Below are 17,123 nucleotides of genomic sequence, written 5' to 3' on the forward strand. Positions count from 1 at the left end.
ACATATGACCCTTTCCCGAAACGATGACTATGAGGCCTCATACACTATGGAGCTGTGTTATGTCTAATCCTTATATTTTGGTTTTATACTATTCACGAACAGGTGCAACGGCTCAATTAGCGCAATACATCGCTCGTGGTGTGGAAAGTGTGTCTGGAGTCGAAGCCAGGTTACGTACAGTACCTCCCGTTTCTACGACTTGCGAAGCGGTTGACAAGCCTGTTCCAGATTCTGGGGCAACGTATGTCACTTTGGATGATTTGCGGCATTGTCATGGTTTGGCTTTAGGTAGCCCTACTCGATTTGGTAATATGGCTGCTCCCATGAAATATTTTTGGGATGGGACCTCTTCTTTATGGTTGAGTGGGGAATTGGTAAATAAGCCTGCCTGTGTGTTTTCTTCCTCAGCCAGCATGCATGGAGGACAGGAGACCACCTTGATTTCTATGATGTTTCCATTAATGCATCATGGCATGCTTTTATTGGGTATTCCTTATACTGAGCCTGTCCTGACTAGCACACAGTCTGGTGGTACGCCTTATGGTGTAACTCATGTGGCTGGTAGTGATAATGATAATCCGGTAAGTCAGGATGAGATCACTCTGGCTAAAGTATTGGGGGAAAGACTGGGGCGTGTGACAATGGGGCTGAGGGTTTGAGATGGTTTTGCGGTTTTGGAATGATGACGTGCTATCGAGAACTTAGGATGTACTTGAGAGTATTATTCAGATATTTAGAAGAATCATAGGATTGGTAAGATTAATATTTAAGTATTCAGTAATGTCAGTGGAGTAGCCTAAGTAATGAAAGTAATCAGTTTTAACGCCAATGGTATACGCTCTTCAGCACGTAACGGGTTTTATGATTGGCTTGCGGTTCAAGATGCTGATTTTGTTTGTATTCAGGAAACGAAATCGCAAGTGGATCAATTGATCCCTGAAGATCTTTATTACCCTCGGGATTATTTTTGTGATTATTTTGATGCTGAAAAGAAAGGATATAGTGGCGTAGCTATTTATTCAAAGCGTAAACCTGACCGTGTTGTGAAGGGTTTGGGATTTGATTATTGTGATAAGGAGGGGCGCTATATTCAATTTGATTATCCTGAATTAAGCGTTGTATCCCTTTATTTACCCTCTGGTACCAGCGGTGATGATCGTCAGGAAGTGAAATATAATTTTCTAGACCAATTTGCAAAGCACTTAATAAATTTAAAAAATGAGGGGAGAGAATTAATTATTTGTGGTGACTATAATATCGCCCATAAAAAAATAGATTTAAAAAATTGGCGAGGGAATCAGAAAAATTCGGGGTTTTTACCGGAAGAACGTGCTTGGATGGATGAGTTATTTGGTGCTATGGGGTTTGTAGATGCTTTTAGAGTACATAATCAAGAAGAAGAACAATACACATGGTGGTCCTATAGAGCTAAAGCCTGGGAAAAAAATGTGGGGTGGCGGATTGATTATCAAGTGATTACTCCAGGTCTAACGGACTATGTTGCTGACAGCAGGATCTTTCGGGAAGCCCGTTTCTCAGATCACGCTCCTTTATTAATTGAATACAAGGGGAATTGGTGTGTTTAAACTCGCTAGTTGGAATGTTAATTCATTAAAAGTGCGTTTTGATCAGGTTTTGCAATGGTTGGAGTCTTCTCAGGTGGATGTGCTTGCCATGCAGGAAACGAAACTCAGTGATGAAAATTTTCCAGTTTCCCTATTCACTGATAAAGGGTATCAAGTTGTTTTCTCGGGTCAGAAAACCTATAACGGAGTAGCTATTGTCAGTCGACATCCTATGACAGAAATGGTGACAGATATTCCTGAGTTGGAGGATCCACAACGTCGTATCCTTGCTGCTACAATAAAGGGGTTAAGGGTAATTAACCTTTATGTTCCAAATGGAGGGGAACTCAGTTCAGACAAGTACCAGTACAAACTGGACTGGTTAAAGAAAGTTACCCTTTTTATTCAGCATCAATTAAGTATTTACCCTAAAGTAGCTGTTGTAGGTGATTTTAATATTGCACCTGAAGACAAAGATGTACATGATCCGGCTGAGTGGGAAGGTAATGTGTTGGTTAGTCCTGCAGAAAGACGAGCATTCACGAAACTATTGGCTTTGGGTTTGCATGATAGTTTCCGCAATTTTAATCAAGAGGAAAAGGCGTTTAGTTGGTGGGATTACAGGGCTGCAGCGTTCCGACGTAACAGGGGCTTACGGATCGATCATGTACTGCTGAGTCATGAGTTAAATGCTTTATGTCGAGTATCCAAAATTGATAAAGAGCCAAGAAAAGCAGACAGGCCTTCGGATCATGCGCCGGTTTGGGTTGAACTGGAGTTGTAAATAGCCAGGTATTTGTAAGATAAAATCAACCTAATTAATTGAATGCCATTTTCTGAATAAGTACATGTCCTCCTGAATTCTTCTCAAGTCTGATTAATCTCCGTGAAGGATATCTTCTATTGAAAATGAAAGTCTGTCTTTGTTTTCTGGAGATTTTTCGCTTTTCTCAGAATCATAGTAATAAATCGAATGACAAAAACGTAGACGAAAATATACTGAAATATGATTTTGCCAGAGTCTTGAGAAAAAATTGCTTTATGAGATCATTTCTGCTATTGTTTTGACTCATTTGTGTAGAGTATGGTGCTTGGCAATAAGGTCCAGGTGGCGATACTTATTTGAACCTAGAAGAGAGTGGTATTATGAAAGCATCTGTTCATCCCGATTACCAAACAGTTAAAGTCACTTGTAGCTGTGGTGAAGTCTTTGAAACTCGTTCTACTTTATGTAAAGATTTGAACATTGAAGTATGTTCAATGTGTCATCCATTTTATACAGGTAAACAAAAATTGGTTGATACTGGAGGTCGTGTTCAGAAATTCCGTGACAGATATAATATGCGCTCTGGTCAAGCAAAATCGAAAGAATAATTTAGTTATTTTTTTGAATTTTTAATAAAGGCACAATTTTTTGTGCCTTTTCTCTAAATGACTATTAAAAATTCAAGTTTTTATATATGATTTTTTTACCGAGTGATCTGAAATAGAGAGTAAGCGCTTTGGATAATGAAGTAATAAAACAACGGGCATTGGATTATCATGAGTTTCCTGTTCCAGGTAAACTCTGTATTCACCTTACAAAATCAACTAATTCCCAAGATGATTTGTCTTTGGCTTATACCCCAGGCGTTGCTGCCCCAGTATTGGCCATCGCAGAAACGCCAGAGAATGCTTATCGTTTTACCAATAAAGGTAATTTGATTGCGGTGATGACGAATGGCACGGCAGTGCTTGGTTTAGGAAACCTTGGTCCCTTGGCAAGTAAACCGGTTATGGAGGGCAAAGCGGTATTGTTTAAACGGTTTGCTGATCTTGATGTCTTTGATATAGAGATAGATGCTGATAATCCTCAGGCTTTTATTGCTACAGCAAAACGGATTGCCCCAACTTTTGGTGGTATTAATCTGGAAGATATCAAAGCACCCGAATGTTTTGAAATAGAGCAAGCACTAATTGAACAGTTAAATATTCCAGTATTTCACGACGATCAACATGGTACTGCGATTGTAGTAGCTGCTGGCTTGTTAAATGCTCTGGAATTACAGAAAAAGAAGTTAAATGATATTAAAATTGTTTGCATGGGTGCTGGTGCTGCAGGAATTGCTTCTATGCGACTTCTTGTTGCGTTAGGTGCTGATAAAAAAAACATGCTACTTTTGGATACCAAAGGAGTTATTCATTCAGGTCGAGAAGATTTAAATCCCTATAAATTTGCTTTTGCAAGAACTACTTCTTGCCGCTCCCTTGAAGAGGCACTGGTGGATGCTGATGTGTTTATTGGCGTTGCAGGACCAGATTTATTGAATGCTCGTCTTTTGAGTTTAATGGCACCAAGACCAGTGATTTTTGCTTTATCCAATCCTGATCCTGAAATTAAGCCGGAGTTGGCACATAAGGTGCGGAAGGATTTAATTATTGCTACCGGGCGAAGTGATTACCCTAATCAAGTTAATAATGTATTATGTTTTCCTTATATTTTTCGTGGTGCGTTAGATGTACGTGCCAAATGCATTAATCAATCCATGCAAATTGCAGCTGTTGAAGCTATTCGTCAACTGGTGCATGAGCCTGTTCCTCAGGTAGTAAAGGACAATTACCCAGGAGTTGTTAATTGGGAATTTGGACCTGACTATATTATTCCAAAGCCTATAGATCCTCGTCTTAAAGAGAGGGTTCCGGATGCTGTAGCGAAAGCCGCGATAGCTAGTGGCGTGAGTCAATTTAGTAATTTATAAGGTAATGGCGAGTTTTTAATTCACCTTATAGAAGTAAACAATTTTGGCCTTAATTGCGTTTAAACAAAGGACGTCTTGGAAAATTCTTGGAAAGCCATGGCTGGTTTTCTTGGGAGCTGCAAGAAGAATTTTTTGCGCTTGCAAGATGTGCTGGGAAGCAGAAATAGGAACTAAGATGGGATTAAAAGATACTTGACTAATCGTTAAGGAGATAATTTTGCATACTGAAAACCGAACTAATTATGCAATGATAGGGTGGCTACTTTGCGGACTAGGAGCAATATTTTATAGCTATGAGTATTTGTTACGCATTGCACCAAGTGTAATGGAAAACGCTTTACGTTCTCATTTTAATTTATCAGCATCAGGTTTTGGTCTTCTTTCCTCCATTTATTATTTTGCCTATGTTCCAATGCAATTGCCAGTTGGGGTTTTATTAGACAGATACGGACCGAAGAGATTATTGACCATAGCTTGTTTGATATGCGTTATCGGAACGTATCTGTTTACTGGTACAACTGTTTTTTGGATCGCTGCAACTGGTCGCTTTTTGGTTGGATTTGGCTCAGCTTTTGCTTTTGTAGGTGTATTAAAGCTTGCAACTCTTTGGTTGCCTGAAAATCGATTAGCCATGGTATCTGGTATGACGTCAGCCTTGGGACCCATTGGTGCTATGTTGGGAGATAATTTTCTGGAGTTGTTCATTGTCAAGATGGGTTGGGTTAAGACACTCAATATGACTGCGGCCTTCGGTATTGTATTGACTTTAGTATTGTGGGTTGGGATTAAAGATCGCAAAGGACACCATAGACAAAGTGGAACAGTTCCAACTCTTAAAAAGGGGCTGGTCGACTTGGGAATCATTATTACCAGTCGACAGATTTGGGTCAATGGAATGTATGGCTGCCTGGTCTATTTACCGACAACTGTTTTCGCTGAACTATGGGGTATTCCATATTTGCATCATGCTCATGGCTTAACCACTCAAGCGGCAGGATTGGCTAATTCGATACTGTTCCTGGGATTCATTATTGGTGCTCCAGTAATGGGCTATATTTCAGATCGATTATATAGACGTAAATTTCCAATGTTGATTGGTGCCAGTGGTGCAGCAGTGGTTATGATGATGATTTTATACATGCCTGGATTAAATGAATCGAACATTCAATCTTTGATGTTTTTATTGGGTTTGCTTTATAGTGCTCAAGCTATCGTTTTTGCTGTAGGCAGAGAGTTGAGTCCTGGTGAAGCAGCCGGTACAGCAATGGCAGTTACTAATATGATAGTCATGCTCGGAGCAATGTTCCTGCAACCTTTAGTAGGACATTTATTAGATTTTAGCTTATCAATGCATTTAAGTGATGTCGCAATTGCTGGTACTGCAGTGGATAATATGAGTAAATTGTACACTGTTGATGACTATCAGTTCGCCTTATCTATTATTCCATTAGGAATACTGATGGCGGCTATTTTAACTTTCTTTTTAAAAGAAACTCATGCAAAAGCACCTAAATAATATGATTACTAGAAAACAAATGTTATATGGCGTCTTAGTCTGTTTCATTGGAGCTGTCTTTTACTGTTATGAATTCATTCTCAGAATTGTTCCCGGGGCTTTACAGACTGAGTTAAGTATTGCTTTAGGGCATATTTCGGCTACTACTTTTGGACAGATTTCAGCCTTATATTATTTTGCTTATTCACCTATGCAAATGCCTGTAGGGATGTTAATGGATAGATATGGACCTAGACGCCTTTTAACTTTCGCATGCTTATGTTGTGCTTTAGGCTCCTGGATGTTTACTTTAACCTGGTCAATTGTACTGGTGGGTGTTGGTCGATTCCTAGTGGGATTTGGATCTTCCTTTGCCTTTGTTGGTGTCTTGTCTTTGGCTTTGCATTGGTTACCTCGCCGTTATTTTTCTTTAGTAGCTGGCTTAATTACTACTTTAGGTATGTTGGGGCTGGTTTATGGTGAAATCAAAATTACTGAGTGGTCTGAAGTGATTGGTTGGGATCATGTTTTAATGTATATCGCATTTATTGGTTCTGCCTTATGCATCTTAATGTTCTTTGTAGTAAGAGATGGCCCTGAAGGATATCAGCACAATAAACATCCTCTACCAGAGTTTTTTCATAATGTACTTAAGGTACTGATGTCACATGAAGTTTGGTTAATTGGGTTTGTAGGGGCATGTCTTTATACTTCGCTATCTGTGTTTGGTGAATTATGGGGGAAAACCTATCTGGAGCAAGCACATCATTTGACCAAGGTAGAGGCTGCTAAAACTGTCTCTGCTGTTTTTTTAGGTTGGGCAGTAGGGGCTCCACTGGCTGGGTACATATCGGATAGTACTGGCAGACGATTATTACCTCTGGTTATTGGCGCAATATTATCGTTAATATGTATTAGCCTTGTTTTATATTGTCCTGGGTTGTCTTATCTTACGTTAAATATATTATTATTCTTGTATGGTGTTTTTAGCGCTACAGAAATTATTGTTTTTATTATGGCTAAAGAATGCAGTGGTGCCAAATTATCTGGGACAGTGTTCGCAGCAACGAATATGATTGTCTCTTTTGCGGGTGCTATTTTTCAACCTTTAGTAGGTAAATTATTGGATACTTTTGGCGACAGCGGCATAGTTGCCGGGGAGCATATTTATACGGTCGATGATTACCAGGTCGCTCTTTCAATATTACCCATTTCATTGCTTTTAGTAACTATATTGGCTTTTTTTATTAAAGATCATTCTGGCGTAAACAATACCTAGATATGAAACACGGCTACCAGTTCTTTAACTGGTAGCCTCAAATGACTTTGACAACTAATCCAGCGCGATACATGAAAACTTTTTATCTTTGCGTTTTGGTAATGGTGTCTTATAAATTGAGTATCATGATTTGATATTATTACCGGAATTCCTTTGGCTGCAGTTTTTCTAGCCAATTCTGCCAATTCAATCTGATCATCCATTGAAAATAATTTTTGATTGTAAGGTAATGTTTGGCTATTTTCTTTCAATGGCACATAAGGTGGGTCACAGTAAATGACATCACCGGGTTCAGCTAATGCGAAAGTCGATCGAAAATCATTATGTATGAATTGAGCTAATGAGCTTTTTTTATAAAACAAAGTCATTTCCTTACGTGGGAAATAGGGCATATTGTAAAGCCCAAAAGGAACATTATATTTTCCCTTTGAATTGTATCGACATAAACCATTATATCCATGTCGATTAAGATAAAGAAAAACTGCTGATTTTCGGTTTGAGTCTATTAGTTCGTTAAATTCATGTCGCAATTCATAATACCTTTCCTTGCAATTGGCTGCAGGGGTAAAATATTGCTGGCAATAATCTATGAAAGATTCACCTTTCGCTTGCAGAACTTTATAAATATTTATTAAGTCAGAATTACTTTCACCTAACAGATAAGAGGAGTAACTGGTGTTCATAAAAATTACTCCTGATCCAGCAAATGGTTCTATTAAACGCCGACCAGTGGGTAGAGATGAAATAATTTCATTCAAACAATTATACTTGCTTCCTGCCCATTTAAGAAAGGGTCTGATTTTTGCCATAACTTATATAATCAATATTTTAGGTTGAAGTATCGCTCATTTTCAGGATAAAGAACAGAATATTGAGGAAGCGTTTGTTTAATGTAATATACTAGACCTCTTTTATAACCTGAATATTTTGCTTTAGTGCAAGGCGTAAAGGTTTCGAGGAGCGGAGTTTACATAGAGTAAATGAGCACTGCAGAAACCTTTACAACACAGCAATAAAATAAAAGAGGCAGGTTATGAAAGAGGTCTACTGAATAAATCAAACTTATTCAGTACAGTTCCATGTGATACGTCTATTAAGGTTTATTTCCTTTTGTTCAGAATAAGCTTCTATATTAATAGATTATTGCAATAATGAGTAAGCCAATAGCAATAAATCCTATAAAACTTAAAGCAGGATTCCCTCCAGGAACCATATGGGATTCAGATGGGGATTGAGTACAGGTTTTCCTGCCTTTCCATGCCATTATGGATGGCAATAACAGCAGTAAAATAACACAGCATACCCCCGCATAACTTAGTGCATGGAGGTAAATACCCGGGTTGAACAATACAACGGCTAAAGGAGGGAGAAAAGTGAGAGCCAAGGTGTATTTCCCTTGACTACCTGATTTACTAAGTTTTAATCCATCGGCGAGAAAATCGAACAGACCTAATGAAACTCCTAAAAAGGCAGTAACCATACAGATAGAAGTAAAAAAGCCGAAAAACCCACTTATCCATTGACTTTGGACTGATTGACTGAGTGCTTCTGTTAAACCACTTGTTGCGTGATCAGAGTTCATCAAGGCCAATAACCCATTTTCTCCTTCACGCGATACCACACCCATTATTACTGCGTCCCAAATTATGTAGCAGAACAAAGGAATAAGAGAGCCAAATAAAATAACTCGACGCAAACTACGTACGTCATCATTAAAATAATCACGTAAGCTGGGTACAATAGAAGCAAATCCAAATGAGGTAACCAGGATCATAAGAGTGCCAGTGAACGCTTTAGCTGAGCCACCAACCAGCCCTACTGCTGATACATGCGGACTAATGATTATAACCAACAAAAGATAGACACCCAGTTTACCAAACATAAGACCGCGGTTGACATAATCCACAGAGCGGATGCCATTGTACACAATAAGACTGAATAAAGTTGTAAATATTATAGACGTTATCCAATTGGGTAAATCAATATGTGCTTTATGTAATAAACTGCTGAAGACATCACTTCCACCTGAAATATACGCGGCAAGGAGAGTGTAAAGAAGAAAAAGATAGGTTATCCATGCAATAATCTGACCGGGTAATCCCAAAGTCGATTTGGCCATTGAAACCATATTACTTCCGGCCGGTAGTCTAAGATTGACTTCAAGAATTAATAAGGCCCCAGCTGTCATGACAAACCAGCAGAACAGCAGGAAAAATAATGAGTTACTGAATCCCACCTCGGCTGTAGAAACAGGGAGCGCAAGCATGCCGCCACCAATCGAAGTGCCTACTATGAGTAATATACCGCCAATTAATTTTGAATTGATCACAAAGTATAACCCAAAAACAGTACAAATATAGAACAAAATGATACTTTGTTCCTCAAAAAAAGTCAACTTAATTATTAACGGACTCTGAATCTTTTTATAACAATGCTACGCAAATTGTCTTTATGCTCACCAGAATTTTGAACTGTTAACATTTTGCCAGTTGTCAGACTAAAAATCTTTATCGTAATAATATCAAAAGTTTCTATCCAAAAAGCGCAATAAACTCATGCATCAGCAAAGCTACAGAAGCGATAATCACTACAAACTGTGATATTTTACCCCCAGGAACCGTAAAGTCTGATTTGTAACGCTTTCTGCCAAAATAACACATTAGAGCGGGTAATAACAGTAATAATATAATGCAAAATACTCCGGCATAACGTAATGCGTATATGTAAGCTCCGGGATAATAAATTACGATAAGTAAAGGTGGTAAAAAGGTCAGAAAAAATAAACCAATGCCATGTTTACCGCGTTCACGTAATTTTAAGCCGTCAGCAAGAAAACTAAATAAACAAAGTGATACACCTAAAAATGCAGTTAACATACAAATAGAAGTAAAAAAATTAAAGAGGGCACTTATTGTAGTGTTTTGAATTTTATCAGTCAGCAGGTTGGCTAGTGCGCTGGTTGTACGCGGATTTTCCATTAGGCTTTCAAGTCCACTATCTCCTGCAGAAGGAAGCGAGCCAATAATCACGGCATCCCAGGCTATGTAACATATTAAAGGGATTAAAGAGCCAATAAAAATGACTTTTTTTAAAGTCTTTATATCATCATCAAAATAATCTCTTAGATTTGGTACTATGATGGCAAAGCCAAATGAGGTGATTAAAATCATAATTGCCCCGCCAATATATTGAATATCACCATGCTGAAAATAGTGTAACTCTATGTGCGGGGCAATAAGAACTATGAGCATGCAATATACAGCCAATTTACCAAACATAAGCGCACGATTGGCTACATCTACCGAATGAATGCCACCGTATACTACCAAGCCAAAAATTAAGGTAAATAATGAGCTGGCTTGCCAATCACTGAGATGCAGATTTATTTTAAATAAAAGACTGTTCAGTACATCAGCTCCGCCTGAAATATAAGCAGAAAGTAAGGTATATAATAAAAAGAGGTAACTTATCCAGGCAGTTAGCAAACCATAATCACCCAGAGTCGCCTTTGCCATAGAGACCATGTGCTTCCCTCTGGACAAATATAAATTGGCCTCCAGTATAAAAAAAGCTCCAAAGGTCATGAATGCCCAACAGATCACTAGAAATATAGACGATTGCCAAAAGCCAGTTGCTGCATTAGCTACTGGAAGAGCTAGCATCCCTCCCCCTATGGAGGTACCAACAATTAATAAGATGCCGCCTATAAACCTTGAACGCATTAATAAACCTTATTTTATATAAGCTACCTGAGGTTGAGCTGGTTGAACTGGACTATTGAACCATTGGATTTCGATTCTTCTGTTCTGGGCACTGCCATGAATAATGGCATTATCAGAAATGGCATTTTTATCTCCATAACCCTCTGCTTTTAATCGTTTGGCTGCTATACCATTAGCCCAGAGATATGTCAGCATTGTTTCAGCCTGCGCTTGGGAGAGTCGCCTCTTATGACTGCGTGATCCTACATTATCAGTAAACCCGGCAACATAAATTGTACTTTGAGGGTAAAAATTTAGCAACCTAATGATGTTGGTTAAGCCAGGATAGCATATTTCATTAAGACGAGGACTGCTAAACATGAAGTATTTATCGGTCGGTACAATTAATATTCTGGTGTCTCCATATTCTACATACTGAATATCCTGTTTTTGCAGATCTTTAATAATTTTACGTTTACTGTCTCTGTAGATGCTCGCAACCAATCCTACGGTACCTCCTGCTGCTGCTCCAATAAGAGTTCCTGAGGCAGTACCACTTGCAATTGCTCCAACAACGGCTCCAATCCCTGTATCCACGCCGACTCTTTTGACTGCTCGACGATCAGGTTGAAAATTGTTATAAGGTGGATGATAGCAGCTAGCAAGAAAGCAAATCATTAATCCATAACTGAGGATTCTTGTTTTAGCTAATTTGAGTGACATATCCACTCCTTTAATCAATGATTTAGTCATTATTAAGCATCTTATTAATTTTCGCAATCTAACGCTTTATATTTTTATAGGAGGAATTTAAAAAAAATTAGTTTTTTCGTCTATAATTCAAATTATCAAGGAAGAGTCCGAGTGATGCACTGTGAAAGGAAATTCGATGTGCTCGCTCATTAAAATACAAGGAGCGGTATGCTCAGTTCGTTGCTGAGTGTGCTGAATAGCAATGAAAATCCCAGTCCAACTTAAAAATATTGGCGGCAATATTCCAGAAAACGATATTGCTTTGCAAGTCTCTTATTTTGTTAAATCACAGGATGAAGAATTACTTCCACAAAGTGACACTTATGTTTCTCCTATCTCGGGTAAAATAGACATCAATTTTGGGAACAATCTCGCCCGAAATAAAGACGTTTTCTTTGCGGTTGCTTTGAAAAGCAATAATATTTTAGCTCAAACTTCGACTTCTGCCACTCAATTAAAGGATGATGTCCCTGTTACTTTGGAGTTTGATTACAACCCTCTCGTATTATCAGAACCTGGTGATGAAATTGTTTTTCCCAGACCATTATTTGTATATGGACGTTTGCTCGATAAAAATGGCAAGAAAAAAATGGAAGATGTACAAATCATCGTTGAGGCTACCCGTGCTAATGATGGGGGTTCCCAACCCATTGCAAGCGTAAGAACAGAGGCCAATGGTTATTTTTTTATTGAATATCCGCAAGGTTTCTTTACAGACGCGTCTGCTCGTGTAGGTTTGCAACTCCGCGAAAATCCAATTCCGATCCGACTCAATGACATTCCTATCGATGGTGAAGCCTCAAATAAGGTATTTCCCAGAAATGTTATACTAGTGGCAGATCCGATGGATGCAGAGGAAGCAATTACTGAGACGGAATGCGGTTGCGAATCATTAGATGTTCATGAGAGTAAAAGGATTCTGGAAGAATATTCCTTTTTCAGTCTGGTACGCACAACAGAGCCTGAAATCTTGGGCTATGTTCTGGAAGAAGAGGATGATATCACTTTGGATGAAGTCTTAACACAACATCCTATTCGGATTTGGGAAATTATTGATCCCATTTTTCAATTACCTGCATTTAGTCATCTTGCTAATCGTACAAGAGTAAATCTCCCTGAAGTGACTGAAAGAAGCACCCATACAGAAATAACAACAAGGACTCATAATCGAGCAGCTGCTCCGACGAATACTCCTCAAGATAATGAGTTAACTGAAACTTTAAAACAAATTAAAATCAATCGCGGTGTTTTAAATAACTTTTTACAGCGGGAAACCAATATTACTAAGGATAACATCGTAAGTCTCATCGAAATGAATGAAAGTTACCGCTTCAAGAAAAAAATGGCATTAGGGGAAACAAAACCTCTCGGAAGAGTGGTGTTGAACTCCGTAAATTCAGTGGATTGGGACCTGGAACCTACATTATATCAAGCAGTATCAGTTGCCCATGGGCATTTACTTCATTTCAAATCAGAATGGATCGCTGATGGTTATTCTCTTGGAGATCTTCTTTACAGTTTACCGTTAGCTCCAGGGCAAAAGAAACAAATTGTGGTATTTGATTGGGAGCGAAGGGAATCAGCGACCAATGTTCAATCTTTGGAATATGAAGAAAGTCTTTACAATTCACTTAGCCGTGATAGAGATATATTTGAAATCACCAAAGGAGTGATTGAAGAAAATATTAAAGGCAAATCAAGTGCTACTACGGCGAGTGCCAGTGCCGGTATTGGAGGTGTAGTCGGTGGTTTACTTTTCGGAGTTTCAGGAGGGGTTGGTCATTCCGGCTCAACTGCTTCACAAAGCAGTCTGAGACAAACTTCTGCGAGTGATTTGCAAAAAATCAGAGATCGTGTTGTTCAATCAGCTAATGCTGTTCGTAGTCAACGTTCTTCAGTTATTCAAACGGTTTCTCAAGGGGAACGTTTCGAAGTGTCGGCTGAGACAGTTGCTAACTATAATCATTGCCATGCTATTACGATTCAATACTATGAAGTGTTGCGTCATTTTAAAGTTCGTCAGCGTTTTGCAGAAGCACGTGAGTGTTTGTTTGTTCCGCTTCTTATGAGTCAATTTGAATTAAACAAATTGTTACGGTGGCGAGAAAGTCTTCAGCTTGCTTTATTGAACCCTAATCTATCAAAAGGATTTGACGCCGCAGAAAGAATTAAAAATAAATGGATTGGTAGTAACTTTCCCGGAGGAACTTTTGCTTCTGAAAAGATTCTCAATGCCTCAGGCAACTTCCAGATTAAATTTATTATCCGCAGACCAGACGATAAGGCAGTTGAGGTGGATGATTATTCCAAGCCTATTTATGGTGGTCAAAATATAATTGTTGGTTATCAGAAAAAAACAGTCGAAGACATCAACGAAGCGAACTGGCAAAGTTTGATTCCTTTTTTGGGAGCAGACACCCCGAAGGGATTTTATGATCATTATTTAAGAGATGCAAAAAATAAAGACGAAGTATTTCATCGCTTGCTAGGAGAGAAAATTGCAACGGCCTTTGTCGGAGCTCTCACTTTTCATGTTGCTGATGAAACAGGTAATGAAATTTCCTCAATGTCTTTTGATACGACTCTGACTTCAAGATATAGAAAGGAAGGTGTATTAAACGTTTCTGTACGTTTTATGGGGCCTTCACAATTTAGCAGAGACAAAGTCCATTATATTAAAATTCGCTGTGGTACAACCAACGTATTACCGGATTTTTCATCAATAATCGTAACTTCTGGATTTATAAGATATAAGACTCCGCATTATGAGGGTTTTTTATGCCGTTTCCAAAGCATTTATGATGATTTGTCTCCTAGTGATGGGGCAACACTATACGCAGGCCCCTCACTTGATGAATTACGTGATCCGAGAAAGGAAGACATTGCTATTGTTAATTCACTCATCGATCATTTAAACGACAATTTGGAGTGGTATCACGTAGCAATCTGGCGATTTATGACAGCAGAAAGAAGATTTTTATTGTTGGATGGTATCATACTGCCGGGTAATAAAGGTTTAGGGAGAAGCCTGGCTTCTTTGGTGGAAAATGATCTTATTGGAGTAGTTGGTAATAGTTTGGTTTTTCCGGTAGCAAAAGGATTGAATCTGGATCCTAATTTTGGTGCTTCTGATTCTCTGACTGATTACTATATGGTGGCAGCAGGAGATCCCATTAACATATCTATCCCAACTAAGGGTGTGTACGCCGAAGCAATGATGGGGCATTGTAATTCTTGTGAAGAAAAAGACGAAAGCCGCTTTTGGCGCTGGGAAGAATCCCCTATCCCCGATACTCCTACCGCGATTAATCCGATTAATACAGAGAGTAGAAGAGCGGAACCTGGTAATTTGCAACCGGCTGCTTTTCCTAATCCAATGGTCAATATACAAAACGCACCTAATGCTCCGGATCCGACAGGTTTGGCCGGAACACTTTCTTTATTAGGCAAAGCAGATTCTTTCAGAGATATCACAGGGCTTGCTCAAAATCAAACCAATGCGCTGGATGCTTTGAAAGCATCTTATGATGCGACCAAAACATTTGGACAAGAGGCCGCCAAATTGGAAGTCCAAAAAATGATGGATAAACGATTAGACAATGCAATTAAAGCAATTAATAACAACCCAAACCTGGATCCAAAACAAAAGATGGAACTTACAGAAAAAGCTTTAAATGCATATCTTGGTGCCGGAGCCAATACAACACAATCCCCGAAAGATGCCAATGCTGATAAATTGCAGGAAGGTATTAATAAAAATCTGGACAAAGTGAACAGCAGCAAGAGTGGGGAAATGTCTGTAACAAAACCAGATGGTACCAAAGTCAATACTAAATTTGATGGAGGTACGACAGGTCCTGCTATTGAGACCAAAATAGGTAAAGGTGGCATTACTCCTATAAAACAAGAAAATAGTAATGCTTGCTGGGCGACTGTCGCTACGATGATGTTACGCTGGAAAGACAGCAAGAATTATACAATTGAAGAGGTTTTAACGAAAGCAGGTTCCGAATACCTAAACTATTACAAGCAAAAAGTTGGCTTACCCTATACAGAAAAACAAAATTTTATCACTTCTTTGGGTATGAAAGGTGAGCCTATAGCCAATTATACTGCACAAAATTATCGTGATTGGCTGGTCGAATATGGTCCTTTATGGGTTACAACAGATACTGATCAAACCAAAGGTTTTTCAGCACATGCGATAATCATTACAGGTATTAGTACTGACTTAAAATCATTGGAAGTTATCGACCCGACTCAAGGTAAGAAACTTATACAATCCTTTGAAGAATTTTCCAATGCTTTTAAAGAGCTTATTACAGATAGTGACCTCTTGCCGACAACGCAAGTAGTTCATTTTTTGGAGAAAATTGAAGCAACTGAAGGGGCACCAACTCCAGCTGACATTGTTAAAAGTTTAAATGAGTACAATCCCACCAGTGCAGAAGCCTTAGTAATTAATACAGTTGAATTTAATACAGGAATTTCAGGCATTACCAATTATAAAGATTGGAAAACAGACACTTCAGTGGTACACAATAAACGTAAAAATGCTTATCGAGATCCTTTTGGTATTAAGCACCTTGTGCTTCATGAAACAGCAGCTGATAGTGGTGATGGTTTTGATGATTCCAATAATGAAACTTCTCATATGTCGGTTAAAAGAGATGCTACCATTTTACAATTCAATGACTTGGTCGAGTTTGAAAATCATGGTTCAGGTATGAACACGACCAGTATTGGGGTGGAATTTGTGAACCGTGGCTGGCTTTCTTCTTCCACTGCAGATGGTGGTGAAGGTATACCTGCCAAAGAGTCTAGCCTTTCGGAAGCACAAAAAGAAACCTATAAAGAGGATAATGGTTATTTATGGGCATTCTGGGGATATGGATTCAATATTTATCGCGTTCCGCCTTCCATTGATCAATTGGAGAAGGAAGTAGAGCTTGTGAAATGGCTCACTAGAGACTTTCCTACATTATTACAATCAATAAGTGGAATTTCTATTTATAATCTCTTTCCCTCAATTGACGATACCTGGTTGCAGCTTATCTCCTATGATGAAGTAAAGGATGTATGGACTTTTAAGGCAGCGGATATACCTCCTGAAGCCGAAAGAACTGAAAAGAATCTCTTTGTTATGACAACAGGTTATGAGTATCTGGAGCCTGGTTATCTAACAGATAAGAGTGGAATTATTTCACATAATGCTTTTTACGAAGATCACAGTGACGGCTCCTTCTTGACATTATATACGTGGTTGCGTTTGGATAAAGGAAAATCGAAAACAGATGCGCTGGATATTGCTAAAAAGCTGATGAAAGATCATTATATTCGTGTTTCTTTAACAAGTAACACAGACAAGAAAATAATCTTGTTGGATGTTAAGGATGCCAATTTGGTTTGATGTGTGCAATCCATAACAATGTGTCGAATCTTATGTTTATCCGAGCCGCGACCGTCAGGAAGCAGAGTAACCAAGTTCTACTCACTCCTGGTCGCGGCTCGGATTATTGCTCACAGGATCAACTCCCAGGGTTTTGTCCCATGACTCCAGATTTAAAACTATTTTTCAATAGTAAATTATGG

General features: G+C 38.7%; 13 protein-coding genes. 9 read left to right on the forward strand and 4 right to left on the reverse strand.

Going from position 1 to position 17,123, the window contains the following annotated elements:
• Window positions 1-59: 59 nt before the first annotated feature.
• From wrbA to ACZ5EK_RS03415, 7 genes are all read left to right on the forward strand, one after another.
• Window positions 60-659, forward strand: a complete 600-nt coding sequence (wrbA, locus tag ACZ5EK_RS03385; RefSeq protein WP_464431394.1) for an NAD(P)H:quinone oxidoreductase — start codon at window positions 60-62, stop codon at window positions 657-659.
• A gap of 144 nt (window positions 660-803) precedes the next feature.
• On the forward strand, window positions 804-1,586 hold the full coding sequence (locus ACZ5EK_RS03390) for an exodeoxyribonuclease III (protein WP_464426529.1): 783 nt from the start codon (window positions 804-806) through the stop codon (window positions 1,584-1,586).
• Window positions 1,579-2,349 carry an exodeoxyribonuclease III gene (gene xth, locus ACZ5EK_RS03395; protein ID WP_464431395.1) on the forward strand — a complete coding sequence of 257 codons (771 nt, stop codon included), beginning with the start codon at window positions 1,579-1,581 and terminating at the stop codon, window positions 2,347-2,349. Before ACZ5EK_RS03390 ends, xth begins: the two co-directional genes overlap by 8 nt.
• Window positions 2,350-2,711: 362 nt before the next feature.
• Window positions 2,712-2,939 carry a 50S ribosomal protein L31 gene (rpmE, locus tag ACZ5EK_RS03400; RefSeq protein WP_464426531.1) on the forward strand — a complete coding sequence of 76 codons (228 nt, stop codon included), beginning with the start codon at window positions 2,712-2,714 and terminating at the stop codon, window positions 2,937-2,939.
• Between the two features lie 128 nt (window positions 2,940-3,067).
• On the forward strand, window positions 3,068-4,303 hold the full coding sequence (locus tag ACZ5EK_RS03405; RefSeq protein ID WP_464431397.1) for a malic enzyme-like NAD(P)-binding protein: 1,236 nt from the start codon (window positions 3,068-3,070) through the stop codon (window positions 4,301-4,303).
• Window positions 4,304-4,520: 217 nt separating this feature from the next.
• Window positions 4,521-5,819 carry an MFS transporter gene (locus tag ACZ5EK_RS03410; RefSeq protein WP_464431398.1) on the forward strand — a complete coding sequence of 433 codons (1,299 nt, stop codon included), beginning with the start codon at window positions 4,521-4,523 and terminating at the stop codon, window positions 5,817-5,819.
• A complete protein-coding gene (locus ACZ5EK_RS03415) occupies window positions 5,800-7,077 on the forward strand; it encodes an MFS transporter (protein WP_464426534.1) in 1,278 nt (425 codons plus the stop codon). Before ACZ5EK_RS03410 ends, ACZ5EK_RS03415 begins: the two co-directional genes overlap by 20 nt.
• Here ACZ5EK_RS03415 and ACZ5EK_RS03420 read toward each other — a convergent pair.
• The gene (locus ACZ5EK_RS03420; protein WP_464432447.1) at window positions 7,074-7,826 is read right to left on the reverse strand and encodes a Dam family site-specific DNA-(adenine-N6)-methyltransferase; all 753 of its coding nucleotides are present in this window, start codon (window positions 7,824-7,826) and stop codon (window positions 7,074-7,076) included. The two genes, ACZ5EK_RS03415 and ACZ5EK_RS03420, sit on opposite strands and share 4 nt — an antisense overlap.
• On the opposite strand from ACZ5EK_RS03420, the gene ACZ5EK_RS03425 reads away from it, so the two are divergent.
• The gene (locus ACZ5EK_RS03425) at window positions 7,753-7,914 is read left to right on the forward strand and encodes a hypothetical protein (protein ID WP_464427770.1); all 162 of its coding nucleotides are present in this window, start codon (window positions 7,753-7,755) and stop codon (window positions 7,912-7,914) included. The genes ACZ5EK_RS03420 and ACZ5EK_RS03425 overlap by 74 nt on opposite strands.
• 295 nt (window positions 7,915-8,209) lie before the next feature.
• On the opposite strand, the gene ACZ5EK_RS03430 is transcribed toward ACZ5EK_RS03425, so the two are convergent.
• From ACZ5EK_RS03430 to cmpA, 3 genes are all read right to left on the reverse strand, one after another.
• Window positions 8,210-9,406 carry an amino acid permease gene (locus tag ACZ5EK_RS03430; RefSeq protein ID WP_464431400.1) on the reverse strand — a complete coding sequence of 399 codons (1,197 nt, stop codon included), beginning with the start codon at window positions 9,404-9,406 and terminating at the stop codon, window positions 8,210-8,212.
• A 202-nt stretch (window positions 9,407-9,608) separates the two neighbouring features.
• Window positions 9,609-10,799, reverse strand: a complete 1,191-nt coding sequence (locus ACZ5EK_RS03435) for an amino acid permease (protein WP_464431401.1) — start codon at window positions 10,797-10,799, stop codon at window positions 9,609-9,611.
• 9 nt (window positions 10,800-10,808) lie between these two features.
• The gene (cmpA, locus tag ACZ5EK_RS03440) at window positions 10,809-11,501 is read right to left on the reverse strand and encodes a C-OmpA-like family protein CmpA (RefSeq protein WP_464426539.1); all 693 of its coding nucleotides are present in this window, start codon (window positions 11,499-11,501) and stop codon (window positions 10,809-10,811) included.
• Between the two features lie 232 nt (window positions 11,502-11,733).
• Between cmpA and ACZ5EK_RS03445 the strand changes: the two genes are divergently transcribed.
• Complete coding sequence (locus ACZ5EK_RS03445) at window positions 11,734-16,941, forward strand: papain-like cysteine protease family protein (protein WP_464431402.1); 5,208 nt, start codon at window positions 11,734-11,736, stop codon at window positions 16,939-16,941.
• Window positions 16,942-17,123 lie beyond the last annotated feature (182 nt).

Source organism: Legionella sp. JM-2024 (assembly GCF_055389095.1).